We start from the raw sequence: 24,575 nt of genomic DNA, 5'->3' as shown, positions 1-24,575 counted from the left end.
TGACTGCACGTTCTTGGCGAACGCGCCCCCAACTGACTGTTGCTGAATTATTGTTATGGGTTGAGCGGCGTCGATCGATGTGGCGCCTTAAGGAATCAGCAGTTCGCGTCGGCCATCCGCATGTTCAATACGCTCCCCCGCCAACTGGAAGCGCTGGTCTTTGCGGTAGTCGTAGACGGCTCGGGCATCGGCGAGTTGGGTCATGTCCAGCTCGATCACATGGCGGCTTTCCTGGCGCCCACTTTCGAGCAATACGTGACCAAAGGGGTCAATCACCGCACTGCCCCCGGCGAATACCGTGTCGTCATCACCCGGGCCAACCCGGTTCACCACCACGGCAAATACCTGGTTTTCCTGCGCACGCGCCATGATCGAGGTGCGGTGCACGTGACCGTAAGGCTCCATGTTGCCGTCGGTGACCAGGATCAGCTCGGCGCCGAGGGCTGCGACGGCCCGTGCCGTCTCCGGGAACTCGGTGTCGTAGCAGATCAACAGACCGATGCGCACACCACGCCACTCCACCGTGCCATAGCGGTCACCAGGCAATACCAGGCCAGGCTCGGAAACCCAGAGGTGGGTCTTTCGATAGCTCAGTTGAATACCTTCGGGGGTGATGAACAGCGTCGTGTTGTAAAAATTCCCGCCATCGTTTTCGATCAGCCCCACCACTACCGCCACGTCACGTTCCAGTGCCACCTGCTGGATGGCCAGGACACTGGGGCTATCCAGCGTCAGGGCCTGTTCGGCAATGTTCTGTTCATTCAGGAAACCGGTGATTTGCGCTTCGGGAAACACCACGATGTCGGTGTCAGGCGCACATTGGGCAATGGCCTTCAGCGTGCGTCGCAAATTGTGCGCGGTGTCGCCATCGCGCCCCGCCAGTTGTACGAGTTCGAGCTTCATATTCGGACCTTGTTATCAGGGTAAATCCCGGTCAGGAAGTCAGTGACTTTTGCAAAAGGTCGATGCAATTATGCGTTTTGCCAGCGATTTTCCTATCACGTCGAGTGATTAACCCCAGGGGGTATATGCATGACACCAACGCTTCAGGACATGGCCTGGCATCGCTCCGCCGGCCAACTGATCGAACGCCTGGACAAGACTGATTTCTGGCGAAGCCTGAGCCGGCTGATAAGCGAGTACGTTCCGGTCGATACCTGGGCAGTGCTGCTGTTCAGCGACGGTCGCCCTTTTGTCTTCGCCGAGAGCCCCTATCAGGGCGAGGGCCCTGACCCGCTGTTCAAGGACTACATCAAGGGCCTGTATCTGCTCGATCCCTTCTACATCGCCAATCGCGAACAGCCTGCCACGGGGCTGTTCCGTTTGGCAGACGTGGCACCGGAGCGCTTCAAGAAGACGGAATACTTCGAACGCTACTTTACCCATCACGTAGAGCAGGACGAATTGCAGTACAACGTGCGACTCGATGAGGCCCGCAGTTTGTGTCTGTCATTGGGAAGTCGTCAGCTGTTCACGCCCGAACAAATTTCGCTGCTGGAGATGATCCGCCCCTGGGTAGCGGGCCTGATGCGCCAACGCATGTTTTTCGAAAGCGCGATGGCAGAAAGTGTCCCTCGCCAGGTACCGCGCTGGCAGGACAACCTGGAGGAGGCAATGGTGCGACTGGGTACTCCGCTGACCGCCAGAGAGCTCGACGTGATCCGCTTGATTCTCAGTGGTTGCTCGAACAAGGAAGTGGCCAACAAATTGGGCATCTCGGCAGAGACCGTCAAGGTCCACCGCCGGCATGTCTACGCAAAACTGAACATAAAGTCGCCGCAGGAGTTGTTTTCACTGTTTCTCAAGGCGCAGGTTGAAACGCCGTAAGGGAAATCGATGCGGCCCGCCGACTCCAAAAATGAGTTGATGTAGCCAAAACCGGCGATAAAAAACCACCCGACCGGTGAAGGAACGAGTGGTTTTTGGAGGGGGGACGCGGTAAGGCCTAACCCAATATCTCGCTGGCCACGTGATCGACCGCGCGCTTGGTGATGTCCACGATCAGGTCCGCCTCCTCCTGGGTCAAGATCAAAGGAGGGGCGAAGCCGAGAATGTCACCATGGGGCATTGCCCGGGCAATCATGCCGCGCTCCAGGCAGGCCGCCGACACTTTCGGGCCGACCTTCATGGCCGCATCGAATGGCGTGCGCTGCTCTCGATCGGCCATGAACTCCACCGCCGCAAGCATGCCGTCACCGCGCACTTCACCCACCAGCGGATGGCCCTCGAGAGTTTCGCGCAACCGCCGATTGAGATAGGCACCGACCTTGTCGGCGTTGGCGGTGAGGTTTTCTCGTTCCAGGATATCGAGATTGGCCAGCGCCGCCGCCGCGCAGATTGGATGCCCGGAGTACGTCCAGCCATGGCCCATGGCGCCCTGTGACTCGGAAGCTTTTTCGATCACGTCCCAAACTTTTTCGCCGACGATCACCGCCGACAATGGCGCGTAAGCACTGGTCAGGCCCTTGGCGGTGGTGATCAGGTCCGGGCGCATCCCATAACGCTGGCTTCCCATCTTCGAACCCAGGCGACCGAAGGCGCAGACCACTTCATCGGCGATCAATAGCACGTCGTACTTGTTCAGCACGGCCTGGATCGCGGCCCAGTAACCGACCGGTGGGACGATGATGCCGCCAGTACCCATCAAGGGCTCGCCAATGAACGCGGCAACGGTGTCCGGGCCTTCGGCAAGAATCATTTTTTCCAGTTCATCGGCGCAATAGCGGACGAACGCGGCTTCATCCATGCCGTTCGGTGCCTTGCGATACCAGTGTGGGCACACGGTGTGCTTGATGCCTTCGGCCGGCAGGTCAAAATGCTGATGGAAACCTGGCAGGCCGGTCAGACTGCCGGTCATGATGCCCGAACCGTGGTAGCCGCGATCACGAGAGATGATTTTTTTCTTCTGCGGGCGGCCCAGCACATTGTTGTAGTAGCGCACCAGTTTAATCTGTGTCTCGTTGGCGTCAGACCCGGAGAGGCCGTAGTACACCTTCTTCATGCCTTCGGGTGCCCAGTCGATAATGCGGCTCGACAGCTCGATGATCGCTTCGGTCGAGTGGCCCATGTAGGTGTGGTAGTAGGCCAGTTCCTTGGCTTGCTTGTAGATCGCGTCGGCAACTTCGGTGCGACCGTAGCCAATGTTGACGCAATACAGGCCGGCGAAGGCGTCGATCAATTCACGACTTTCGTGGTCGCGGATGCGAATACCCGAAGCGCCTTTGATGATGCGCCCCTTGAGTGTGCCGCTGGCGTGGTCATGGGCATGAGTCGAAGGGTGCATGAAGTGCGCACGGTCTTGTTCGAACAGCGAGTCGAATTCTGGGTTCATGGCATGTCTCCTGAGAACTGGCCTTAGAACTGGCCTTGATGGTGCAGGCAAAAGTATTTGGTTTCGACAAAGGCTTCGAAGCCTTCGGCGCCGCCTTCACGGCCCAGCCCCGAGGCTTTCATGCCACCGAACGGGATCGGATGGCCGGTGAACTTGACGCCGTTGACCGCCACCATGGCGTGGTCGAGCCGGCGAATCAGCGGGTAGATCAGGTCCAGGCGATTGGAACAAAGGTAGGCGGCCAGACCGTATTCGGTATCGTTGGCCATCTCGACGGCCTGATCGAGGCTGTCGAACGGCATCACCCCGGCAATCGGCGCGAAGTTTTCTTCGCGGTAAATGCGCATCTGCGGCGTGACATCGGCCAGTACCGTGGGCTGGTAGAACAAGCCACCCAGGGCATGCGCCTCGCCCCCCACCAACCGTTGTGCCCCCTGCTGCAGTGCGTCGGCAACGCGCTCGGCGGTGACGTCGAAAGCGGCCTGATGCATCAACGGGCCAATATCGACCTGTTGCTCCTGGTCGCCGACCATCGCCGGGCCTACGCGCAACGCTCGCACCGCTTCGGAAAATCGCTGGAGAAATACCGGATAGACAGCACGATCCACCATGATGCGATTGGCTGCGCAGCAGTCCTGGCCAGAGGTCTGGAACTTGGCGGCTACTGCGACTTTTACCGCCAGTTCAAGGTCGGCGTCGGCGCAGACAATGAACGGCGCATTGCCGCCCAACTCCAGTGCAACCTTTTTCACATCCTGAGCCGCGGCTTGCAGCACCAACTTACCGACACGGGTCGAGCCGGTGAAACTCACCGAACGCACGCGAGGGTCCTGTACCAGGGTTTGCATGGCCATTTGCGGCTCGCCCAGCACCACGTTGAACACGCCGGCCGCGAAACCCGCTTCCTCGGCGAGTTGCGCCAGGGCGAAGGCCGAATACGGCGTTTCATGGGCGGGCTTGACGATCACGGTGCAACCGGCGGCCAGGGCCGCAGCGGCTTTGCGGGTAATCATGGCTGACGGGAAATTCCACGGGGTCAGCAATGCACATACGCCGACCGGTTCCTTGACCGTGCCCAGATGAGCACCTGGAATGTGGCTGGGAATGTTTTGCCCGTACAACCGCCGAGCCTCCTCGGCAAACCATGGAATGAAACTGGCGGCATAAGCGATTTCGCCACGGGACTCGGCCAGGGACTTGCCCTGCTCCAGGCTCAGGATCCGCGCCAAGTCTTCCTGATGTTCAAGTATCAATGCCGCCCAGCGCCGCAAAACTACCCCACGCGCCTCCAGGCTTTGTTCACGCCAATCAGCAAACGCGCGGTGCGCGGCCTCGACGGCGGCGACGATTTGGGGTGGGTCAAGCAGCGGCACATGACCGATCAGTTTTTGATCGGCCGGATTGTGCACGGCGATGCTGTTGCCGCTGTCACTGTGCACCCAATGGCCATCGACGTAGCAAAGGGCCTTGAACAACAATGGATGTTTAAAATTCATGGCATTCACTCCAATCCGTGTGCGTGAAACCATGCTAGGGCAGCCGAGCCTTGGGGATTTGGCGTTTGAAAGGGGTGTGGCAGGTGTTTTTTTCTGATTGAGTGCGGGTAAACACGTGCTTTTTGCGGTGCACTCAGGACGCTTGAATGAGTTCGGCCGGCAACGCACCACCGGTCTTGATGGTTTTGGTGACGATGTAGGTGAAGTACCGTTCGATACCCAGGTCATCAAGCAGCAGTTGGTCGATAAAACGCTGGTAATGGTCAATGTCCGGTGCCTGGATCATCGCCATATAATCGACGCCGCCGCCGGTGGCATAACAGAATGCGACTTCGGACGCATCGTTCATGCGCTGCTCGAAGCGCCGCATGTCCTGCGCCGTGTGCCGGGCCAAGGTGATTTCCACCAACACCTGCTGACGCTTGAACACCGCGCCCCAGTCGATTTGCGCCCGGTAGCCCTTGATCAGGCCCAGGGCTTCGAGTTTTCGCACGCGCTCCCAGGCTGGGGTCACCGAGAGATTGATCGCTTCGGCCAGGCTCGATTTGGTAATACGCCCGTCGTCAGCGAGTACCCGCAGGATTTTCAGGTCATAGCGATCGAGTTTGTGCATGGGCCGGGAATCTCCTGAATGTAAGGAAACCCTGTGGGAGTGAGCGGGCTCGCGCCCACAGGGGACTTTGAGTTACTCCACAACGTCGGCGATAACCGCAAGGGTATCGCCACAACCCACAAGTCCTGGAAAGTGTCGCGCCGCCAACACACCATTGCGCGCTGCACGGTATTGCACCGCAGCTACACCGCTACGGGTGGCGTCGTAGACGCGGGCGATCACCTCGCCCTTGTTCACGTTATCACCCAGGTCACGGCACATCTCCAGCAACCCATCGTGCTCACTGGCAATGAAACAATCACCGTCGGGCATGTCGAGCATGATCGAGCGCGCCGTCTGCATTTCGCCCTCAAGAATCCCTGCATGCACCAGCAAATTGCGCACACCGCGTTCGGCAATCGCCACGCTGCGTGCCGTGGACGAACCGCCGCCGCCCAACTCTGTCGTGACAAAGACTTTGCCTTGGGACTCAGCAGCGGTGTCGTACATCGCCCCCGCATCCAGTTCGAGCATGCGCATGCTGTATGGCGCATTGAACGCTCGCATGCCCGCCTCGCAGCGTGCCTGTTGCTCTTTATCCGGCAAGACGTGACATGCGGCGAACGGCAGGAAATCCAGGGTGCGGCCACCGGAGTGAATATCCAGCACGATGTCGGCCAGGGGCAGCAAGGCGCGGGTGAAGTAATCGGCGATCTTTTCGGTCACCGTGCCGTCCGCCTTGCCGGGAAAGCTGCGATTGAGGTTGCCCTTGTCGATCGGCGACGTACGCCGCCCAGCGCGAAACGCCGGGGTGTTCATGAACGGAACGATGATCACCCGCCCGCTGACGTCGGCAGCCTTCAGGCGTTGAGCCAGCTTGCTCAATGCCACAGGGCCTTCGTATTCGTCACCGTGGTTACCGCCGGTCAGTAGCGCGGTCGGTCCCTGACCGCCCTGGATCACCGTGATCGGGATCATCACCGCGCCCCAGGCAGAATCATCCCGGGAATACGGCAACTTGAGAAAACCGTGCTGCACGCCCTCGCGGGTGAAATCCACGGTGGCGCTGATTGGGTTGTCAGGCAGTTCACTCATGGCTCAATCCTTCACGAACAGTTGGCGAGGCACATCGCACAGCGTTTCGACGCCAGTCTCGGTGATCAGGATGCTCTCGGTAATTTCCAGCCCCCAGTCATCCATCCACAGACCCGGCATGAAGTGGAAGGTCATGCCCGCTTGCAATACGCTGTTGTCGCCGGGCCGCAGGCTCATGGTGCGTTCGCCCCAATCCGGCGGGTAGCTGATGCCGATCGGGTAGCCGCAGCGGCTGTCCTTGTGGATGCCGAACTTCTCCAACACCTTGAAGAATGCCACGGCGATGTCGCCGGTGGTGTTGCCCGGCTTGGCCGCTTCAAGCCCGGCGGCGATGCCTTCGACCACGGCTTTCTCGCCGTCGAGGAAGTGTTGGGGTGGCTTGCCCAGGTAAATCGTGCGCGACAGCGGGCAGTGATAGCGCTTGTAGCAGCCGGCGATTTCAAAGAAGGTGCCGGCGCCTTTTTCAAACGGCGAATCGTCCCAGGTCAGGTGCGGCGCACCGGCGTCGGCCCCCGTCGGCAACAGCGGCACGATCGCCGGATAATCACCGCCATGACCGTCGGCGCCGAGGATGCCGCTGCTGTAGATCTCGGCCACCAGCTCATTTTTGCGCATGCCCGGTTCGATCCGTTCAAGGATGCGCCCATGCATGTTTTCGACGATACGCGCGGCGATGCGCATGTACTCGATTTCTTGCGGCGACTTGACCGCACGCTGCCAGTTCACCAGCCCGACCGCGTCAATCAGCCTGGCCTTGGGCAGGTTTTTTTGCAGCGACAGGAACGCGGCGGCGCTGAAGTAATAGTTGTCCATCTCCACGCCAATGGTCAGCGCGTCCCAACCGCGCGCGCTGATGACTTCCCGTGACAGGTAGTCCATGGGATGACGTTCGCGCGACTGCACGTAGATGTCCGGATAACCGACGATGTTTTCCGGCTGCATGAACACCGTGCGCTTGGCGCCGTTGGCGTCCTGGCCACGACCGAACCACACTGGTTCGCCATCGAGGGCCAGCAGCACGCATTGATGGACATAAAACGACCAACCGTCGTAGCCGGTCAGCCAGGCCATGTTCGACGGATCGGTGACCAGCAACAGCTCGATGCCCTGCTCCTGCATGGCCGCTCGCACCTTGGCCAGACGCTGGGCGTATTCCGCCCGCTGGAACGGAAGATTGACGACTATCTGAGACATGCACATGCCCTCTGATAAATGACGCGCGGATGAAAAAACGGTTTAACTGCTGAACTGAAAACCCTTGCCGGCTGAGCGCGCACGCTCGAAGGCCAGGTTGGCCATGGCCGTGTCCTGAGCGCCGGTACCGGTGAGGTCGCACAAGGTGATCTGCGTGGCGCCCGTGCGACCGGGCCGTTGACCGGCAATCACCTGCCCCAGTTCTGCAAAGCCCGATTCGTCGCTGACGACGCCCGCCAAGAGCGCGTGATGTAGCTCACCGAGCAAGCGCGTCTGGCTCAAACGATCCGCCACATAGCGGTCGACTTGCGCCAAAGCACCGGGGGAAATTTCGTTTTTGTGCTCGGCATCCGAACCCATGGCGGTGATGTGCAAACCGGGGGACAAATGACGCACATCGATTAACGGCTCTCGGCTCGGAGTACACGTGATCGCGATGTCGACCTCGGCCATTGCCTCGTCGATGCTAGCGCAAGGTTTGATGGCCAAGCCGCTGTCACGGGCCAGGCGTTCGCTGAAGGACTGGGCCTTGGCGAAATTTCGCGCCCAGACATGCACGCTGTCGATTGGCCGCACCAGGCGCAAAGCCTCAAGCTGCAATGCGGCCTGCTCGCCAGCCCCCATCAATGCGACACGGCGACTGTCGGGCCGAGACAACGCCCGCGCCGCCACTGCCCCTGCCGCAGCCGTACGCACCGCCGTCAGGTAACCGTTATCCAACAGCAAGGCATCCAGCAGACCGGTGCGTGCCGACAGCAATATCATCATGCCGTTGAGGCTGGGCAAGCCAAGTGTCGGGTTGTTGAAAAACCCCGGGCTGACCTTGATTGCAAAACGCTCCAAGCCCGGCAAATAGGCGGTTTTCACGTCCACTTCGCCGTTATGCTCGGCAATGTCCAGGCGCAGGATCGGCGGCATGGCAACGTCGGCGGTCGCCAGCAACACGAAGGCCTGCTCTATGGCTTCAATGCTGGGCAAATCCAGCGCTACGCAAGCACGCAGATCCGCTTCATTCAACAAGGTGATTTCACTCATCAACGCGGCACTCCATTGAGTCGTTATTGTTGGAATTCAGGCATCGGCACCGCTCAACACCCGCAGGTGCTGATCGATATCGACGTTGCGTCCGCTGACCACCACCACGACCGGCCCCCGCGGCTCGATCAAGCCATCGAGCAGCGCGGCGATCCCCACCGCCGCCGCACCTTCCAGTACCAGGCGCTCTTCGCGATAGGCGTGGCGCATGGCGTTGGCGATAGAGGCTTCACTGAGCAAGTGCAGGTGATCGCAAGTGTCGCGGGTTATTGAGAAGGTGTATCGGTTGTCCAGGCCGATGCCGCCGCCCAGCGAGTCGGCCAGGGTCGGCAACTCTTCGACGTCCACCGGATGTCCGGCGGCGTGGCTGGCGTGCATGGCAGCGCCGCGTTGCATGCTGATACCGTGGGTGACGATCTGCGGGTTTGCACTTTTGAGCGCCAACGCAACGCCGGCGAACAAACCGCCGCCGGACAATGGAATCAGGACTTGAGCGACGTCTGGCTGCTGTTCAAGGATTTCCAGCCCCAGCGTGCCCTGTCCGGCAATGATTGCCGGGTGGTCGAACGGCGGCAGCAGCGTCGCGCCCTGCTCATGGGCAATCCGTTCGGCTTCACGCTGGGCATCATCTTGGGACTGGCCGACGATGCGCACATCGGCGCCGAGATCGCGAATGGCCTGGACCTTGTTTCCCGGCACCAGGTGCGACAGGCAAATCGTCGCTTTCACACCTTGTTGCGACGCGGCGTAAGCGAGCGCCCGCCCATGATTGCCGGTCGATGCGGCGACCACGCCCCGCGCCTTTTGCTCGGCACTGAGGTGTGCCACGGCATTACTCGCGCCGCGCAACTTGAAGCTGCCGGTGATCTGTTGAGATTCGAGCTTGAGGTACACCGGCACGCTCAATTGCCGCGACAGGCTGGACGAATGTTCCATCGGTGTGCGCCGAATCAGCGCAGCGATTCGCTGGCGGGCGAGGTAGATATCGTTGAGCTTTAGCGCAGACATGACCGCATCCCGATGAGGTAGTGGACGCAGTCTAAGAGGGCGGGATTGTCGCGCTGAATGTACTAGGGCAATTTAATCGACAAATTTTTCCACGCCTTTTTTCCCGTTTAAAAGTCATGGATCTGCGGGTACTGATCAAAAATTTCGCGCATGCCGATCAGCGCATTGCGCATTTCTTCATCGCTGCATTCAGCGCCGACGCACACCCGCACCGCCCGTGGTCGGGGCGTACCACGCACGGTAAAAGGGTCTGGCGAGGTAACCGCAATATGCTTGTGGCGTAGTGCCCTGACCAGGCTGTCGAGCTCCCAGTGCGGCGGGATGCCGATCCACGCGTTCAAGGCATGGGGATGCTGGCCGAGCAGGTATTCGCCCAGGTATTCGCCGACCATCGCCTGGCGCCCGCTCAACAGCTTGCGCTGCGCGCCCACCAGCGTGTCGGCGCGCCCATCGCGAATCCAGCGGGTGGCGATTTCCGAAACCATCGGCGTGGCCATCCAGCTGTTGACCCGTAGGATGCTTTCGGTGCGCAGCGCCAGGCGCTTGGGCATTACCAGATAACCAATGCGCAAACCGGTGAGTACCGACTTGGTCATGCTGGTGCAATAGAACGACAGCTCTGGCAGGTAACGGCTGATCGGCGGTGCGCGACGCTCATCCAGCAGCGGCCCGTAGACGTCATCTTCGATGATATGCACGCCAAAACGCCGTGCAATCTCGGCAATTTCACGTCGGCGGTTGTCCGGCATCAGGCTGGTGGTCGGGTTGTTCAGGTTCGGTGTACAGACCAGCGCAGTGATGCGCTCGTTGCTGCACATGTCCTCGAAATGCTCCGGATCAATGCCATAGCGATCCATTTCCAGGCCCTTGAGTGTAAAACCGAGTACCTGAGAATTGCCGATCACGCCATGGTCGGTAATGCCTTCGCAGAGCACCACATCATCGGGACCGGCCAGCGAAGCCAGGGCGAGGAAAATCCCGTGGGCTGCGCCGTTGGTGATCAGGATGTCATCGCGTTCGACGCGCAGGCCCTGTCGCCCAATCCAGTGCATGGCCGCTTCACGGTGCGATTCGAAACCGGCAATAGGCCGAAACGCGTGAATCCACGGCTGGTCTTCTTCGGTGCTGAGTTCCCGGCAGGTCTCGCGCCAGAACTGGTCGTGCTCACGGGTGTGCATGATCCGCGTGATTGAAAAATCCACGAGCGCGCGTTCCGGACTGTCGAGAATATAGGTGGCGACCCGGTCGCTCATGCGCCGCGATACAAAGCTGCCGCGCCCCACTTCGCAACGTACCAGGCCCTGGCGCTCCAATTCCTTATAGGCATTGGTCACCGTCTGCACGCTGATGCCTATCGTATCGGCAACCTGCCTCTGCGGCGGCAGGCGCTGGTCGTTGACCAACACGCCTTGCTCGATATCGTCGGCAATCACCTGCACCAGGATCTTGTATTTCGACTCGCCGATGCGGGCCATTTCCAATGCTGCCTTCCATTTGTCCATCAGCGCCGAACCCACGTGTTTGCCAATGCCAACAGCATCCCGCGAGAAACCATGCAAAGCAATTGTCCTAGTGCAATGCAATGTGGCGCAGGGCTTTTGTATGCTCGGTTCAAGGTCGATGCACAGGCTGCTGAACCCGCCGCCCATAACAACCAATCGATCTGTACCGGAACTGTGTCTCCAAGCTTCGGCTCAACAGGAAACGGCTCTCGTACGCTTTGCTCTTGTCACACTGCCTCCTACCACAGACCCGTCACCGTCGGGTCCACAAGAAACAGGAGATTTTATCGATGAGCAATTACCTTCCCCGCGGTTCCCATGTTTTGCGTCACTTGTTCGTGGCTTGTGCGATGTTCGGCCTGGCCGCCAGTGCCCACGCTGCCACGACGCTGGAAACCATTACGAAAAACAGCAGCATTCGTATCGGCTATGCCAATGAAACCCCGTTCGCTTTTACCGAAACCGATGGCCGGGTCACCGGGGAATCGCCAGAGATCGCCAAGGTCATCTTCGCCAAAATGGGTATCAAACAGGTCGACGGTGTCTTGACCGAGTGGGGCTCGTTGATTCCGGGCCTTCGCGCCGGGCGTTTCGACGTGATTGCCGCCGGCATGTACATCACCCCCGAACGCTGCAAGCAGGTCATTTTCACCGATCCGCAGTACCAGTTGCCCGACGCCCTCCTGACCGCCAAAGGCAACCCGAAGAATTTGCACAGCTATGAAGACATCGCCAAAAACCCGGATGTGAAGCTGGCGATCATGGCCGGCACGGTCAACCTGAAATATGCACGGGATTCTGGGGTCAAGGACGCTCAGATCCTGCAGGTGCCCGACACCACCGCCCAATTGCAAGCCGTGCGCGCCGGTCGCGCCGATGCCGCCGTGGGCACTCAACTGACCATGAAAGGCCTGGCCGCCAAGGGCGGTGAAAAAGTCGAGGCGGTCACTGACTTCAAGGATGACCCGTCGCACACCGGTTATGGCGCCCTCGCCTTCCGCCCCGAAGACAAGGACCTGCGCGATGCAGTCAATGCCGAACTGAAAAAGTGGCTGGGCTCCGAAGAGCACCTCAAGACGGTCGCCCCGTTCGGCTTTGACAAATCCAACGTGACCAGCAAAACGGCTGCCGAGCTCTGCGCTCAATAGTCAAGACAGGCATGGCGCTGCGGCACGATGCCTGTCCCTGTCGACTCCGGATGTTGAACCACGCAGGTGTAAACAATGGGTGAATTACTTCCGCTATTGATACAAGGCGCCTGGGTCACGCTCCAAGTGACCTTCTTCGGCTCGATCCTGGCCATTGTCGCGGCCATTCTGGCGGCACTGGGGCGCATGTCGCCGTGGCGCCCGCTGAGCTGGTTCTCGGTCGCCTACATTGAGGTGTTTCGCGGCACGTCGTTACTGGTGCAGTTGTTCTGGTTGTTTTTCGTATTGCCGCTGCCACCGTTCAATCTCGAACTGAGCCCGTACAGCGTGGCCATCGTCGGCCTCGGTCTGCACATCGGCGCTTATGGCGCCGAGGTAATGCGCGGTGCAATCAGTTCGGTGGCGAAAGGTCAGTACGAAGCGGCGACCGCGCTGAACTTCAGCAGCTGTAAGCGCTTTCGCCGGATCATTCTGCCCCAGGCATTGCTCGCGGCCATTGCGCCGGGCACCAACCTGCTGATCGAACTGTTGAAAAACACCTCGCTGGTGTCGTTGATCACCTTGTCCGACCTGAGCTTCCGCGCTCGGCAACTGGATCAGGCCACGTTCCAGACGCTGGAAATCTTCAGCCTGGCGCTGGTGTTGTATTTCATCCTGGCCCAAGCAATCAACTTAGGCATGCGCAGCATGGAGCGTCGCCTGGCGCGCGGCCGGATGCGTGGAGGTCTGTCATGACCCTGTTCGACTGGACGTATGCCTGGCAGATCCTCCCCGATTTGCTGCGCGCTTCGCTTAACACCGTGGGCATCACCCTGATCGGTTTCCTGATCGCGATCGTGTTGGGGCTGTTCCTGGCCATCGGTCGACGCAGCCGCCTGTACTGGCTGTCATGGCCGATCGCCGGGATGATCGAATTCATCCGCAGCACGCCGCTGCTGATCCAGGTGTATTTCCTCTATTACGTGCTGCCCAACTACGGGGTGAGCCTGACGGCCATGCAAGTGGGGATCATCGGCATCGGCGTGCACTACGCCTGCTACATCGCCGAGGTCTATCGCGGTGGGCTCGATGCCGTGCCTCGAGCGCAATGGGAAGCGGTGACCGCGCTGAACATCGCGCCGTACTGCGCCTACCGCAACATCATCCTGCCGCAGGCCTTGCGTCCAATCCTGCCGCCGCTGGGTAACTACCTGGTGGCAATGCTCAAGGACACGCCCGTGCTGTCGGCCATTACCGTGGTTGAAATAATGCAGCAGGCCAAGAACATCGGTTCAGAGAACTTCCGCTACCTGGAGCCGATCACCATGGTCGGCCTGTTTTTCCTCGCCCTGAGCATCGCTTTGGCTTATCTGGTACGGCGCCTCGAACTGCGCCTGGAGCTACGCTAATGACTTTTCCACTCTCGACCTCCAACGACCTTTCCCAACGCGGCAACCTGATGCCGTTGCATCCGCAAGAGGCCACGGCCATGCATCAATCCAAAACGGCCAAGCCTATTGTCAGCTTCCAGGACGTCACCAAAAGCTACGGCAACTTCACCGTGCTCGACCATTTGAATCTGGACGTCACGCCGGGTGAGAAAGTGGCGATCATCGGCCCCAGCGGGTCGGGGAAATCCACATTGTTGCGGGTACTGATGACCCTCGAGGGCATCGATGACGGATTGATCCGTGTCGAAGACGATCTGCTGACGCACATGCCCAATCGCAACGGCGTACTAGTGCCTGCCAACGACCGCCATATCCGACGTGTGCGCGGCAAGATCGGCATGGTATTCCAGAGTTTCAACCTGTTCCCGCACATGACGGCGCTGCAGAATGTCATCGAAGCGCCCGTGCAGGTGCTGGGTATGAAACCGGCCGAAGCAAGGGAACGTGCGGCGGACTTGCTGGAACTGGTGGGCCTGGGCAGCAAGCTGGGGCACTACCCTTCGCAGTTGTCCGGCGGTCAACAACAACGGGTGGCGATCGCCCGCGCCCTGGCCATGCGGCCCAAAGTGATGCTGTTCGACGAAGTGACCTCGGCGCTCGACCCGGAACTGTGCGGCGAAGTGCTCAATGTCATCCGCAAGCTCGGCGCCGAACACAAACTGACCATGCTGATGGTCACTCACCAGATGGGTTTCGCCAGGGAGTTTGCCGATCGGGTGTGTTTCTTCTACAAGGGCCAGATCCATGAACAGGGTACGCCGGCGCAGATCTTCGAACACCCGCAGCAGGAACGTACGTGCGCGTTTCTGAGTGCGGTAAAAGAAGCCAATTAGGCGACGTTCAACAGCCCTGTCCGTCGCTTGGGACGATGACGCGTAGGGATCGCCTGCGGTTAACGCGCTACAGCGTTCACGTACGGCTGAATTTGGTCTCCCTCACGATAGGCGAGGCGGTGTGCGCCACGCCCTTGATCATGTTGATCCGGGTGAGTTCTGCGTTGAGCTCGCTCAGGGCCCGAGCTTGCGAGCCAATGAGTCTATATTCATAGATTGCCAACGTATTTTCCCACTGCTGGGTATGCCGGGCCAGAAGCGGCCGCTCGCTTAGCCCGCCTCCAGCGAGAGCAGTCACCCACATTGAACGGCCGTTTTACTCGATCATCGGTGGATCCTGCAGGCCCGATTGCACCCTTCGTACTGTTTCAGGGCAAACTGATACGGTTTTTTATTGTGCATCTGAGCCTTTTTCTGGTGTTGATCTTTTCTTATAAAGTGCGCTCCTGCGCACTGCTAGGTGGTGATCACCCCCCTATTTCAGGCTCGATGACGTCCGATGTCCTTGAGAGTGTTCAGGCCCCCATGAATACTCGCTCCATGAGCCTGCCGCCAGCCCCGACGGTTTCGCGCCAGACATCTTCGTGTGGCAAATTACCGACCTTCCCCCACGATACGTCTCAGGGCTGCGTCCAGATTGGCAAAAAAATTCAAGGCCTCCCACCATCAACGGTCTGCCTTCACGTTAGCCCTAAAAAGCTACTACGCTCTGGTCATTGTTTAAGGGTTCATCCCGCTGTCGATAAAAAAGTGACCGAGACCAAACCTCAGATTTATCACTTGGAGTGTTATGCCGAAGCCTGACGCTTTTATCGCTGCTGACGCAGTCCCATTAAACTCAAACGTTGCACTCGCCAGAGCCTCCCTGTTCAAGTTCGCTGGGCTGCTGGGCATAGTGTTCATCCTTGCCACGGGACTACTGGTTTTTGTAGCCAAAAACCTAGATAGCAATGAAGAGTCAGAGAGCGCTTTCTACGCCCAAAAAGCTGTTCACACGCTGGAAAAAAATCTTCGTTCCACCATTAAGGATTACGCCTTTTGGGGCGATGGATACCAGCATTTGCACAAAACGGTGGATACGGACTGGGCATTTACCAGGCAGAACCTAGGCCCGACTCTTTACTCCGATTTTGGTTTCACCGGCCTATTCGTAGTAAACGCCGTAGATCGTACCGTCTACTCGGTCGTAAGAGGTGAGCTGACAACCGTTGAAGCTGCGAGTTGGTTGGGAAAGCCAATTGACGCGCTGCTCACCCAGGCTCGACGGGGCGCGGACAGTGAAGCGGTGGTGACTACTTTCCTCAACGTCCACGGTATTCCTACAATTGTTGCCGCAGCCGCTCTCACACCTGGGGCCGATCCTACCGTTCAACCTGATAAGGGCCCTCTTTCAGTACTGCTTTTTGTAGAAGTGCTGGACAACGCCAAACTGCAAGCGATGGGCAGGGATTACGGCATCGAAGGATTGCATGTCTCGACATCCGATGAGATTCACAAGGCGTCTGTCTTGCCACTGGGTGAAGACGGTTCCGCAGGGGGACTGCATTGGGAAGCCGCAAGGCCCAGCATCCGCTTGCTGGGTTTTATACTCCCGCTGATCGCCATAGCTGCTCTTCTCGTCGTTATCATGACTTGGGCCATACTTCGACGTACAACCGCCGCTGCCAAGGCGCTCGACTGCAGCTATGAGTCCTTGCAATCAAGCCAGATAGCCCTCGCCCAGAGCGAAGCACGTTTTCGCGACGTAGCTGAAGCAAGCTCCGATTGGATCTGGGAAATAGATCAGCATTGGCGTTTCACCTACCTTTCAGAGCGTTTTGAAAGCGTAACAGGGCTATCTCGAGACCTTTGGATAGGTGCAAACATTGATGATCTGCTGCGCATGGAACACGCTACGGTATCTCAATGGTTGAGCATTCCTAATCGTCGTCACAGCATCAGCGTTCAGTGCAGTTATGTTGATATGAAAAAATCCGCGCGCTTTACACGAATATCGGCGCGAGGATGGGTCAACGAAGGATTTAGAGGAACGGCAACCGACATAACAGATGAAGTGGAGGCGCGTCGACGTATTGAATTTCTGTCCCAGCATGACGCTCTGACCGGGCTGCCAAACAGGACAAGGTTGCAAGAGTTTCTAGACGGCAAACTGAAAGCTGCGCCAAGCCCGGAGCATCCTCTTGTAATGCTTATTTTAGACCTTGATCGATTTAAACCTGTAAACGACCTTCTCGGTCACGCGGCCGGTGATGAGGTACTCAATGAAGTCTCTCGACGGCTGGCTGAATGCGTGCGCAGCGGAGATCTCGTAGCGCGGATTGGCGGCGATGAATTCGTGTTGATTCTTAACGACGTGGGCTCGGTTGAAGAAGTAGAAACCGCGTGCCGTCGACTCATTGAATCCATTGAGAAACCAGTCAAGGTCGAAGATCAAGAGGTATTTGTGAGTGCCAGCATTGGAATTGCAATGGCACCGAACGATTCCTCAATAGCAGCAGAACTGCTCCGGTATGCGGACATCGCCTTGTATGAAGCCAAATCCGGAGGACGAAATACCTGGCGATTTTATGCCAATGAGATGAATGCCAAAATCATCGAACGCCGCCAGCTCGAAAATGATCTTCGCTATGGCATACAACACGGTGAGCTACGTCTGCATTTCCAACCCCGCTTTCGCATTGCAGATGGCCACATGGTCGGAGCTGAAGCGCTGGTGCGGTGGCAGCATCCTAAACGAGGCCTCATACCGCCTGATACTTTTATCCCTATCGCTGAAGAGACGGGACTCATCCTTGCGCTAAGTAACTGGGTGCTCAAAACCGCCTGCGAACATGCGGCCGGTTGGCCCGATAATCTATTTGTATCAGTCAATCTATCCTCCACTGAATTTCAACGCGGCAATTTGGTTGAGCGGATAAATGAGACCATCACGGCCACGGGGCTTCAAGCGCACCGCTTGGAATTAGAGGTGACCGAGAGTGTCATGCTTGAAGACGCTCTGGGCGCGCTTGATGTCATGCGAGCGCTAAAACAAGTAGGCGTACGTCTTTCAATGGATGACTTTGGCACCGGCTATTCATCTCTCAGCTACCTTCGCTCGTTCCCGTTTGACGGAATCAAAATAGATCGCAGTTTTGTAAGCCGGCTGCACGAAAGCGAAGAAGACAGGTCGATCATTCAAGCCATCGTAGGATTGGGCCGCGCTTTATCTTTGACCGTAACCGCCGAAGGGATCGAGACCGGTCAACACATGGACTTACTCAGAGAGGTCTGCTGTGAAGAGGGCCAGGGATACTTCCTGAGTCGACCGTTAAATCACGATGATTTTGAATCTTTACTAATGGCTGGCCAGGCATTGGGTAAGGTTTGAAAGGTAGAACCATGCAACTTTTTTCTGACATCGGCGCTTTTCAGAAACTAAGGCACTAGAGTATTGAGTTCCCACGCACTTAAAGCAGAAAGTTACGAAGCACGTTAACTCTGCGATCAATGGCTTGCTGTAAACGAACGCGATGTGCGTCCCAACTACCAGGATCGATTGAGCTTGAACGCATAAGCACCAGCATGGCCGATTTTGCAGCAGCATACTCTGCGTTAGCGTCTCGCATCTTGAGCTTTCGCTCTTCATGATCGGTCATTTCCATACGTCGAAGCGCCAGCTCTGTCTCGTCTGCAATCACCGGTCCTAGAGTCAACTGTGGGCGATGGGGCGCGCAGAAAGGTTCATTTTCCAACAGAATGGAACGTGCACGCTGAATCCCCCAACTCAACGCGATTTCCAGTCGCTCAGCCCCTTGTTGCTCATGAAACTCCTCGTGCATCAGAGCGCCGTTATCGGCATAAATCCCGACAAATGTTTGGACTTCTCGGTTGAGCGTAACGCGCGCCTGCACTTCCACCAGGCGCCCATCCTTGAGCCTTTCGTCATGGATCCTGGTGGGGAACCGTTTGTTGACCCAAAGCCAGTACTGTGGCCCTCTATGACGCATTCATTGCCCTCCTCTCCCAAGTTTTTGAGTAAGGCACACGCACCGTGGATTTTCTAGGTCATTAGTCGGTAAAGAAAATTATGCGATAGGCAGATCATTCGTAGCATTGGTCTTGGCCCAGCCAGCCCACCTTAACCGCCCTCGGCAGCATCAGGTGGGCATATTCGAGCAGCTTTCTATCACGTGCAAAAGTGGCTTTCGGAGTTGGGTCAAGCAGCGGGTTTAAGCACCACCTTCGTCCACCCATTGTCACGCGCGTCAAAATGCTTGTAGGCCTCGGGCCCTTCGGCGAGCTCCAGACGGTGGGAGATGATTTGGGCCGGATTGGCCCGACCGTGATAAATGAGTTCCGCCAAGCGACGGTTGTAAGCCTTGACGTTGGCTTGGCCCGTTCGAATCTGCTGACCTTTGAACCAGAAGGCCCCGAAGTCGAAGGCCATCTTTCCCTGCTTCGCGAGCTGATCTTTGGCACCTGGGTCTTCGGGTACAAATACACCGACGACACCGATCCCCCCGGTTGCCTTGGTCGAGGCCACCAGGTTGTTCATGGTCAGGTGATTGGCTTCATGACCATGCCGGTCACAGCACTGATAGCCGACACACTCGCACCCTCGATCCGTGCCTTTGCCATGGGTCAGGTCAAGAATCTGATCCACCGCCTCCTTCTCCAGGGAATTGATCGGTGTGGCGCCAAGTTGCGATGCAAGCTTCAAGCGGTCGGGATGATTGTCGACGACGAATACCTGCGCCGCGCCTTTGATCATGGCGGAGTGAGCGGCCATCAAGCCGACCGGGCCGGCGCCGTATATCGCAATGCTCTCGCCCGGTAACAGCCCGGCCAATTCGGTAGCATGCCAGCCGGTCGGAAAAATGTCCGAAAGCATGACGTAATCATCTTCGCGCTCCTGTGCATCCTCAGGCAGTACCAGACAGTTGAAGTCCGCATAAGGCACCCGCAGCAATTCGGCCTGTCCGCCCTGATACGGCCCCATCTCGGCAAACCCGTACGCAGCTCCAGCGCTTCCAGGATTGGCGGTCAGGCAAAAGCCGGTCAAACCCTTCTCGCAGTTTTCGCAGAAGCCACAACCAATGTTGAACGGCAGGCAAACGCGGTCACCCACCTTGACCCGATCAACACCGGCACCCGCCTCGATAACCTCACCGAGATTTTCATGCCCAAAAACACGACCTGTCTCCATCGAAGTGCGACCTTCGTACATATGCAGGTCAGAACCGCAGATATTGGTCGTGGTGATTCGAACCAGGACATCCGTAGGCTTTTCGATTTTGGCATCCGGGACATTCTGCACACTCACGTCCCGGGGGCCGTTATAAACGATGGCTTTCATGTTGTTCTCCCATTGGCAAAACGAAAGGAATATTTCGTCCGCTCAGACTTATCTGTCCAAGAGAGGGATACAGATGTTCAAACGATTAAGGGCGCTCCCGGACGGGTGGTCAGTCGCCAGGCATGACGTCGCATGCATTGAATTTTTTGTTCAACCCAATATCTCTTTCTCAAGCATAAGCGGCCATCCGCTGAAAACTGGAAAAATGAAAACCAGAGGGACCGGGCCCTCATCATGGATCGGGGTGTTCGCTGGAAACGGAGTTGTTGGCATCCACATCTTCCATTTCTTCGTCGACTGGCGCTTCGTCGTCTGCAGGAAGCGGGAGCTCGGCTTCAGCGCGTTGGGGATCATCCTCTACCCGAGGTACTTTTCGAGGATCTTTCTCATGAATGTCCATGCTGGTTCTCCGTAGTGATTCGGATATAGGGCCTGAACTAACCACCCTGGGTATCTATGTCACCATCCTGAACTGGCTTATGTTCAGGTTCAGATTTGAAATCTGGACTGTAGGAATTTTCTTTCGCTATGGCATCGTTCCTTGGATTATTAGGCGCCATGGCTGATCCAGACGCATCAGGCACATGGGTCGAATCCTGGTCGTTGTCCAATTCTTCTTTCCCACCGTTTGTGTGGGCCTCGGATTTCTTTTGAGGCGTGTCAGTCCGTTTGGGATCGTGGCCAGCTTCGTTATCCGCACTGATTCCGGCTCCGCCCTGTTGTGATACGTTCCCAGGTGCTTTCTCATCAATATCCATTGTTGATCTCCGAATTGATGCGCGGTGTCCCCGTGCTTGAACGTGAGAGGTGGTGAAACGATGGAAGTGCACCGCAGCGGACGAGTGGCAAAAAAATGCCCGGCTCACTCGCCGGGCTTTCTGTTAGCGCATATCGTCTGATAGCGGTGTTTCTTCATCTGCTTCTGGCGGAGTCCTTTCACCTGGATCCGTCCAATCTCCAGGACGACCATTGCTTGGGTTTTTCAACGGATCGTATTTGTCGGGGTCGTCAGGATCGAGCGTCGGTTCATCTGTACCTGGCTCAGGCTTGGCAGGATCAGAACCTTGTGTCTGGTCTTGGAAATTCGAATCGTTAGACATACGCACCTCACCAATGAGGTCCAGAAGTTCCGGGCCGTACTTGTTGGAAATCGGCGGATTTCCAGGGTGCTGTCGACTAGATGAACGGACATACGGGTTTTAACCTCTGCCCCCTGACGTTAGCGCCTTCTTGCAACAGCCGGCCTTCCAGGCATTGCTGTCGCTGGCCGGCAATGGACGAAGCGCGGAGGGTGCGGGTGTTGCCTCAATCCTCCTGATCTGTCTGATCCAGGAAATCGACGTCGTCATCTTCGTCGTTTTCATCGTCAAGAATGCCTTGGGCGTCTTGTTCGGCCCATGGCTCGTCATCGTGAAATTCGTGATCGAGCAGGTGGTCGTGCTCCGGCTCGGGAATATCAATTTCATCGCTCATTTTCAGTTCCTGCGTTGACTGTGCTGCGTGGAGGGCACCTGTATAGGCGTGCCCCGCTCCTCAGTCAATGTCCAGGCGATGACTGCTCGGTCGGTACTGGCCCCTGTCGCCTTGAAGCCGACGATGGCGCCTCATAAATATCCCCGAGAAAACCTCGCCGAAGCCGTGAAGGATTTCAATGCGCTGCTAAAGTGATACCACGCGCAGCCACATTCTGCCCCGGGTCTGCACATTGGGTGGCAGGTGGCGCACAGCTAGTAAAGGCAGCTTGCTTGTGTCGCGTACGCTAACGCTTTGGAGCAAGGGCCGTCTTGAACTGAATCGCGCCGTCATTGAGCGCGTGGGGGCAGTAAATGAGGTCTAAACATGATATTCAAGCCTAACGCCAGTCGTTCCGTACTACAGCGTAGAAGCAGTACCAGTATTGTGATTCAGGCCGGCCTCGATGGCCTCGCGGTGACCGGTGTCGCGTGGTACTTGATCAACTATCACATCGGCTATGTCACCCAAGCCTACGTGATCATGGTCTTGTTGCTGCTGGGGGCGTTGGCTGTCTCATACGACCACTATGCTATTTACCGAAGCAATGTCGGGTTCGCCGTAAAATCCTTCAAGCTGCTCAAGGCATGGACAGCCGCGTTTTGTTTTCTGGTTGCCATGGCCTTTCTAACCAAACAAAGCGAGCAGTACTCCCGTTTATTGGTGGCCGAGTTGTTTGTTATCGGCTACTTCGCTCAGCTCTTTTTGCACCTTGGCACACGCGAGATGCAGAAGAAATTCCTCGCCCACCCGACGCAAAGGGACAACGTTCTCATTATTGGCTCCGGGGAACTGGCCAACTACCTTCATCAGAAAATCAGCAACAACCCCTGGTTGGGTGAGCGCGTGGTCGGCTCCGTATTGATCGGTGCGGATGATGATCAGGGGAAGGATGGCTCGGCGAGCACAAACCACTTACCCATTCTGGGTAACATCACTGACCTGGATGACCTGGTCGTGCAGTACAACATCCGCAGCGTCTATTTCGTTACGCCTCTGGATAGTTCACAGATTATCAAGGACGTTTACTTAAGGCTGTTTGACAAGCACACCACGGTTAATTGGGTGCCCGATATTTTTTCACTGCGCCTGATCAATCACAGCGTGCGTGAAATTGCCGGAATCCCGGTACTGACCCTATCTGAAACGCCACTGATGGGGATGCGACTTTTTCTGAAAAACCTTGAAGACAAAGTCCTGGCCTTCCTCATATTGCTATTGGCCGCGCCATTGCTGGTGGTCGTCGCCATTGCAATCAAGCTCGATAGCCCGGGACCGGTGTTTTTCCGCCAGGAACGTATGGGATGGAGCGGTGATACATTTCGAATCTGGAAGTTTAGAAGCATGGTCGTCCATCAGCCCGAAGAAGGCATCGTCAAACAGGCCGAAAAAAATGATCCACGCAAGACTCGCGTGGGCGCTTTCATTCGACGGACCAGCCTGGATGAGCTTCCACAACTGTTCAATGTCTTGACCGGGGAAATGTCTTTGGTAGGGCCGCGCCCGCACGCTATTGCGCACGACGCGCAATACTCGCCCGATATCTCCGACTACTTTGCGCGTCACAACATCAAACCCGGTATCACCGGTTTGGCTCAGGTGCGTGGGTTTCGCGGTGAAACCAGAGACATTGAACAGATGATCCAGCGGGTTGACTCGGACATCGAGTACATCAACAACTGGTCGCTCTGGCTCGACTTTGTCATTCTTGCACGCACGGTCCTGGCCTTCTCGGGCAAGCATGCCTACTAGCGTCTATGGGCATTTCATAGGGACGATTAAAGAAGTTTGCAAGCAGTCCGGCAGTGCCATCGATTGGCGCTGCCAGCTTCACTGGTCAGTCGCCTTAAAGAGCGTTTACAGGAAATAGATCCAGGGTTCGCTCAACCTCTTGCGCGTCGACGCTAAAGCCTTCGCCCTCTTGCTTACCCACCACAAAACCGAAGTTCTGGTGATCACGGTCTGTCAGATACTTGAAGAAGCAAAGAAACCGATTAGGTGGCTGCAGTATCAATAGCGATCCACCCGGCTGAAGTACATTGACCCCGTGAATCAGATGACTCCCCTCGATCCCGACTACGGTTCTGGCCCCGGCACAAGCCGCGACAATCGTCGCTACATCTGATTTTGCGGGATCGATTATGCGAAATCCCCTGCGGTCCCGCAGTCGTTCAGCAAGCTCCATTTCATTGCGTAACAAGCGCAGCTCACCCTTATTGCCTCGCAGGATGAACACACCTGGATGGGAACTGGCATTGACGTGAGACAGCAACTTTTCACCCATCGTGCGAAAACGCAAGTGCTTGTGGCGATTCTGGCTTAGATCATCAAAAATCACGAGTTCGTGAAAAAACGCGTTCCGTAAACGAACCGGTTTCATCCCCAGCCAGTTTTCATAACCGGGCGCGTGAAGTATCCCGTGCTTTGCTGCAGATACGAGTTCGTCGGAGACTGCCGTGGTCACCGGCACGCCTTCATTGCACGCCAGTGGGTAGGTAATGCAATCATCCATCAACCATGAGCCAAACCACTTGTTCCCGCCTGCCGTGCAATACAACGCGCCACGCTCGATCTCGGTTTCGACTCGAATCCTCGGCAACCTGCTGGTGCGAGGTGATAACCATGACTTGGCATTTCCGTTATAAAGCGTGCCGTCAATCAGCCAGGCATTCTTGAGCAGGTAGCCACGCGTAGGACCATGCTCAACAGGACCGATGCCCTCCATCGTGCGGCGTGGATGCTCGAATGGATAAAACTGATCCCCGGCCCACCCCGTCACTCGTTCAAGCTGGTTGGGAAGGAAAAACGCCGGCGGAGCGATTGCCACTTCACCAGGAGCAATCTCCCAACTCTTCACGGCCACACTTTGCAGTGTTAACGGTGGCTTTCCCGTCAGACGCGACTTCAACAGGTGATGATACGCAGCAAGGCTCCACTTCGAAGAACCGCTATTGGTCAATGTATAAGTATCCGACATATGAATGACCACTCTAGTGTGCTTATACGGAAATAGCGCCCTGATCCAACTCCATGACACTGCACTGACACGACATCAGAAATT

General features: G+C 57.2%; 23 protein-coding genes and 1 pseudogene. 7 read left to right on the top strand and 17 right to left on the bottom strand.

Going from position 1 to position 24,575, the window contains the following annotated elements; all coding sequences use genetic code 11:
- Nucleotides 1–87: 87 nt before the first annotated feature.
- Nucleotides 88–903 (bottom strand): carbon-nitrogen hydrolase family protein, encoded by an 816-nt coding sequence (locus tag J1D76_RS14105; protein ID WP_421138892.1) that lies wholly within the window; start codon nt 901–903, stop codon nt 88–90.
- 129 nt (nt 904–1,032) lie between these two features.
- On the opposite strand from J1D76_RS14105, the gene J1D76_RS14100 reads away from it, so the two are divergent.
- On the top strand, nt 1,033–1,827 hold the full coding sequence (locus J1D76_RS14100; protein ID WP_421138891.1) for a response regulator transcription factor: 795 nt from the start codon (nt 1,033–1,035) through the stop codon (nt 1,825–1,827).
- Nucleotides 1,828–1,945: 118 nt separating this feature from the next.
- Here J1D76_RS14100 and J1D76_RS14095 read toward each other — a convergent pair whose 3' ends face one another.
- The 8 genes from J1D76_RS14095 to J1D76_RS14060 all read right to left on the bottom strand — a co-directional run bounded on the left by J1D76_RS14095 (nt 1,946) and on the right by J1D76_RS14060 (nt 11,253).
- Nucleotides 1,946–3,331, bottom strand: coding sequence for an aspartate aminotransferase family protein (locus J1D76_RS14095; RefSeq protein ID WP_421138890.1), 1,386 nt, complete (start codon nt 3,329–3,331; stop codon nt 1,946–1,948).
- A 23-nt stretch (nt 3,332–3,354) separates the two neighbouring features.
- Nucleotides 3,355–4,827 carry an NAD-dependent succinate-semialdehyde dehydrogenase gene (locus tag J1D76_RS14090; protein WP_421138889.1) on the bottom strand — a complete coding sequence of 491 codons (1,473 nt, stop codon included), beginning with the start codon at nt 4,825–4,827 and terminating at the stop codon, nt 3,355–3,357.
- Between the two features lie 133 nt (nt 4,828–4,960).
- A complete protein-coding gene (locus tag J1D76_RS14085) occupies nt 4,961–5,440 on the bottom strand; it encodes an Lrp/AsnC family transcriptional regulator (RefSeq protein WP_421138888.1) in 480 nt (159 codons plus the stop codon).
- A 72-nt stretch (nt 5,441–5,512) separates the two neighbouring features.
- Nucleotides 5,513–6,514, bottom strand: a complete 1,002-nt coding sequence (doeB, locus tag J1D76_RS14080) for a N(2)-acetyl-L-2,4-diaminobutanoate deacetylase DoeB (protein ID WP_421138887.1) — start codon at nt 6,512–6,514, stop codon at nt 5,513–5,515.
- Between the two features lie 3 nt (nt 6,515–6,517).
- A complete protein-coding gene (gene doeA, locus J1D76_RS14075; RefSeq protein ID WP_421138886.1) occupies nt 6,518–7,708 on the bottom strand; it encodes an ectoine hydrolase DoeA in 1,191 nt (396 codons plus the stop codon).
- A 42-nt stretch (nt 7,709–7,750) separates the two neighbouring features.
- Nucleotides 7,751–8,743: an ectoine utilization protein EutC gene (gene eutC / locus J1D76_RS14070; protein WP_421138885.1), complete on the bottom strand. Its 993-nt coding sequence runs from the start codon at nt 8,741–8,743 to the stop codon at nt 7,751–7,753.
- Between the two features lie 36 nt (nt 8,744–8,779).
- The gene (eutB, locus tag J1D76_RS14065; protein ID WP_421138884.1) at nt 8,780–9,751 is read right to left on the bottom strand and encodes a hydroxyectoine utilization dehydratase EutB; all 972 of its coding nucleotides are present in this window, start codon (nt 9,749–9,751) and stop codon (nt 8,780–8,782) included.
- 107 nt (nt 9,752–9,858) lie between these two features.
- The gene (locus tag J1D76_RS14060; RefSeq protein ID WP_421138883.1) at nt 9,859–11,253 is read right to left on the bottom strand and encodes a PLP-dependent aminotransferase family protein; all 1,395 of its coding nucleotides are present in this window, start codon (nt 11,251–11,253) and stop codon (nt 9,859–9,861) included.
- A gap of 290 nt (nt 11,254–11,543) precedes the next feature.
- Between J1D76_RS14060 and ehuB the strand changes: the two genes are divergently transcribed.
- The 4 genes from ehuB (at nt 11,544) to ehuA (ending at nt 14,664) form a co-directional block, all read left to right on the top strand.
- Nucleotides 11,544–12,401 (top strand): ectoine/hydroxyectoine ABC transporter substrate-binding protein EhuB, encoded by an 858-nt coding sequence (ehuB, locus tag J1D76_RS14055; RefSeq protein ID WP_421138882.1) that lies wholly within the window; start codon nt 11,544–11,546, stop codon nt 12,399–12,401.
- A gap of 75 nt (nt 12,402–12,476) precedes the next feature.
- A complete protein-coding gene (gene ehuC / locus J1D76_RS14050; protein WP_421138881.1) occupies nt 12,477–13,136 on the top strand; it encodes an ectoine/hydroxyectoine ABC transporter permease subunit EhuC in 660 nt (219 codons plus the stop codon).
- The gene (gene ehuD / locus J1D76_RS14045) at nt 13,133–13,789 is read left to right on the top strand and encodes an ectoine/hydroxyectoine ABC transporter permease subunit EhuD (protein WP_421138880.1); all 657 of its coding nucleotides are present in this window, start codon (nt 13,133–13,135) and stop codon (nt 13,787–13,789) included. Before ehuC ends, ehuD begins: the two co-directional genes overlap by 4 nt.
- Nucleotides 13,790–13,839: 50 nt before the next feature.
- Nucleotides 13,840–14,664: an ectoine/hydroxyectoine ABC transporter ATP-binding protein EhuA gene (gene ehuA / locus J1D76_RS14040; protein WP_421138984.1), complete on the top strand. Its 825-nt coding sequence runs from the start codon at nt 13,840–13,842 to the stop codon at nt 14,662–14,664.
- Nucleotides 14,665–14,740: 76 nt separating this feature from the next.
- On the opposite strand, the pseudogene J1D76_RS14035 reads toward ehuA, so the two are convergent.
- Nucleotides 14,741–14,842 (bottom strand): annotated as a pseudogene (locus J1D76_RS14035) (Lrp/AsnC family transcriptional regulator); the annotation flags it as partial.
- Nucleotides 14,843–15,454: 612 nt separating this feature from the next.
- Here J1D76_RS14035 and J1D76_RS14030 point away from each other — a divergent pair.
- Entirely contained in the window at nt 15,455–18,034 is a 2,580-nt protein-coding gene (locus J1D76_RS14030; protein WP_421138879.1) for a bifunctional diguanylate cyclase/phosphodiesterase, read from the top strand.
- A gap of 79 nt (nt 18,035–18,113) precedes the next feature.
- Here J1D76_RS14030 and J1D76_RS14025 read toward each other — a convergent pair whose 3' ends face one another.
- From J1D76_RS14025 to J1D76_RS14000, 6 genes are all read right to left on the bottom strand, one after another.
- Nucleotides 18,114–18,563 (bottom strand): hypothetical protein, encoded by a 450-nt coding sequence (locus tag J1D76_RS14025; RefSeq protein ID WP_421138878.1) that lies wholly within the window; start codon nt 18,561–18,563, stop codon nt 18,114–18,116.
- Between the two features lie 299 nt (nt 18,564–18,862).
- On the bottom strand, nt 18,863–20,002 hold the full coding sequence (locus tag J1D76_RS14020; RefSeq protein WP_421138877.1) for a glutathione-independent formaldehyde dehydrogenase: 1,140 nt from the start codon (nt 20,000–20,002) through the stop codon (nt 18,863–18,865).
- 232 nt (nt 20,003–20,234) lie between these two features.
- A complete protein-coding gene (locus J1D76_RS14015) occupies nt 20,235–20,402 on the bottom strand; it encodes a hypothetical protein (RefSeq protein WP_421138876.1) in 168 nt (55 codons plus the stop codon).
- Nucleotides 20,403–20,439: 37 nt separating this feature from the next.
- On the bottom strand, nt 20,440–20,760 hold the full coding sequence (locus J1D76_RS14010) for a hypothetical protein (protein WP_421138875.1): 321 nt from the start codon (nt 20,758–20,760) through the stop codon (nt 20,440–20,442).
- Between the two features lie 123 nt (nt 20,761–20,883).
- On the bottom strand, nt 20,884–21,102 hold the full coding sequence (locus tag J1D76_RS14005) for a hypothetical protein (RefSeq protein ID WP_421138874.1): 219 nt from the start codon (nt 21,100–21,102) through the stop codon (nt 20,884–20,886).
- 205 nt (nt 21,103–21,307) lie between these two features.
- A complete protein-coding gene (locus J1D76_RS14000; RefSeq protein WP_421138873.1) occupies nt 21,308–21,475 on the bottom strand; it encodes a hypothetical protein in 168 nt (55 codons plus the stop codon).
- 366 nt (nt 21,476–21,841) lie between these two features.
- On the opposite strand from J1D76_RS14000, the gene J1D76_RS13995 reads away from it, so the two are divergent.
- Nucleotides 21,842–23,266 (top strand): undecaprenyl-phosphate glucose phosphotransferase, encoded by a 1,425-nt coding sequence (locus tag J1D76_RS13995; RefSeq protein ID WP_421138872.1) that lies wholly within the window; start codon nt 21,842–21,844, stop codon nt 23,264–23,266.
- A 94-nt stretch (nt 23,267–23,360) separates the two neighbouring features.
- On the opposite strand, the gene J1D76_RS13990 is transcribed toward J1D76_RS13995, so the two are convergent.
- Nucleotides 23,361–24,491: a glycosyltransferase 61 family protein gene (locus tag J1D76_RS13990; RefSeq protein WP_421138871.1), complete on the bottom strand. Its 1,131-nt coding sequence runs from the start codon at nt 24,489–24,491 to the stop codon at nt 23,361–23,363.
- Nucleotides 24,492–24,575: the final 84 nt, after the last annotated feature.

This window comes from Pseudomonas sp. NFX15, from assembly GCF_049132105.1.
Classification (GTDB): Bacteria; Pseudomonadota; Gammaproteobacteria; order Pseudomonadales; family Pseudomonadaceae; genus Aquipseudomonas.
This window is presented reverse-complemented; position numbering and strand designations above follow the sequence as displayed.

What these genes read in the sequence shown, in the direction of transcription:
- J1D76_RS14095 (WP_421138890.1), bottom strand. Translation starts at nt 3,331, where the DNA reads ATGAACCCAGAATTCGACTCGCTGTTCGAACAAGACCGTGCGCACTTC.
- ehuC (WP_421138881.1), top strand. Translation starts at nt 12,477, where the DNA reads ATGGGTGAATTACTTCCGCTATTGATACAAGGCGCCTGGGTCACGCTC.
- J1D76_RS14010 (WP_421138875.1), bottom strand. Translation starts at nt 20,760, where the DNA reads ATGGATATTGATGAGAAAGCACCTGGGAACGTATCACAACAGGGCGGA.
- J1D76_RS14015 (WP_421138876.1), bottom strand. Translation starts at nt 20,402, where the DNA reads ATGGACATTCATGAGAAAGATCCTCGAAAAGTACCTCGGGTAGAGGAT.
- eutC (WP_421138885.1), bottom strand. Translation starts at nt 8,743, where the DNA reads ATGAGTGAAATCACCTTGTTGAATGAAGCGGATCTGCGTGCTTGCGTA.
- ehuD (WP_421138880.1), top strand. Translation starts at nt 13,133, where the DNA reads ATGACCCTGTTCGACTGGACGTATGCCTGGCAGATCCTCCCCGATTTG.
- doeB (WP_421138887.1), bottom strand. Translation starts at nt 6,514, where the DNA reads ATGAGTGAACTGCCTGACAACCCAATCAGCGCCACCGTGGATTTCACC.
- ehuB (WP_421138882.1), top strand. Translation starts at nt 11,544, where the DNA reads ATGAGCAATTACCTTCCCCGCGGTTCCCATGTTTTGCGTCACTTGTTC.
- J1D76_RS14000 (WP_421138873.1), bottom strand. Translation starts at nt 21,475, where the DNA reads ATGAGCGATGAAATTGATATTCCCGAGCCGGAGCACGACCACCTGCTC.
- J1D76_RS13990 (WP_421138871.1), bottom strand. Translation starts at nt 24,491, where the DNA reads ATGTCGGATACTTATACATTGACCAATAGCGGTTCTTCGAAGTGGAGC.
- J1D76_RS14085 (WP_421138888.1), bottom strand. Translation starts at nt 5,440, where the DNA reads ATGCACAAACTCGATCGCTATGACCTGAAAATCCTGCGGGTACTCGCT.
- ehuA (WP_421138984.1), top strand. Translation starts at nt 13,840, where the DNA reads ATGCCGTTGCATCCGCAAGAGGCCACGGCCATGCATCAATCCAAAACG.
- doeA (WP_421138886.1), bottom strand. Translation starts at nt 7,708, where the DNA reads ATGTCTCAGATAGTCGTCAATCTTCCGTTCCAGCGGGCGGAATACGCC.
- J1D76_RS14105 (WP_421138892.1), bottom strand. Translation starts at nt 903, where the DNA reads ATGAAGCTCGAACTCGTACAACTGGCGGGGCGCGATGGCGACACCGCG.
- J1D76_RS13995 (WP_421138872.1), top strand. Translation starts at nt 21,842, where the DNA reads ATGATATTCAAGCCTAACGCCAGTCGTTCCGTACTACAGCGTAGAAGC.
- J1D76_RS14020 (WP_421138877.1), bottom strand. Translation starts at nt 20,002, where the DNA reads ATGAAAGCCATCGTTTATAACGGCCCCCGGGACGTGAGTGTGCAGAAT.
- J1D76_RS14005 (WP_421138874.1), bottom strand. Translation starts at nt 21,102, where the DNA reads ATGTCTAACGATTCGAATTTCCAAGACCAGACACAAGGTTCTGATCCT.
- J1D76_RS14060 (WP_421138883.1), bottom strand. Translation starts at nt 11,253, where the DNA reads ATGGACAAATGGAAGGCAGCATTGGAAATGGCCCGCATCGGCGAGTCG.
- J1D76_RS14090 (WP_421138889.1), bottom strand. Translation starts at nt 4,827, where the DNA reads ATGAATTTTAAACATCCATTGTTGTTCAAGGCCCTTTGCTACGTCGAT.
- J1D76_RS14100 (WP_421138891.1), top strand. Translation starts at nt 1,033, where the DNA reads ATGACACCAACGCTTCAGGACATGGCCTGGCATCGCTCCGCCGGCCAA.
- eutB (WP_421138884.1), bottom strand. Translation starts at nt 9,751, where the DNA reads ATGTCTGCGCTAAAGCTCAACGATATCTACCTCGCCCGCCAGCGAATC.
- J1D76_RS14030 (WP_421138879.1), top strand. Translation starts at nt 15,455, where the DNA reads ATGCCGAAGCCTGACGCTTTTATCGCTGCTGACGCAGTCCCATTAAAC.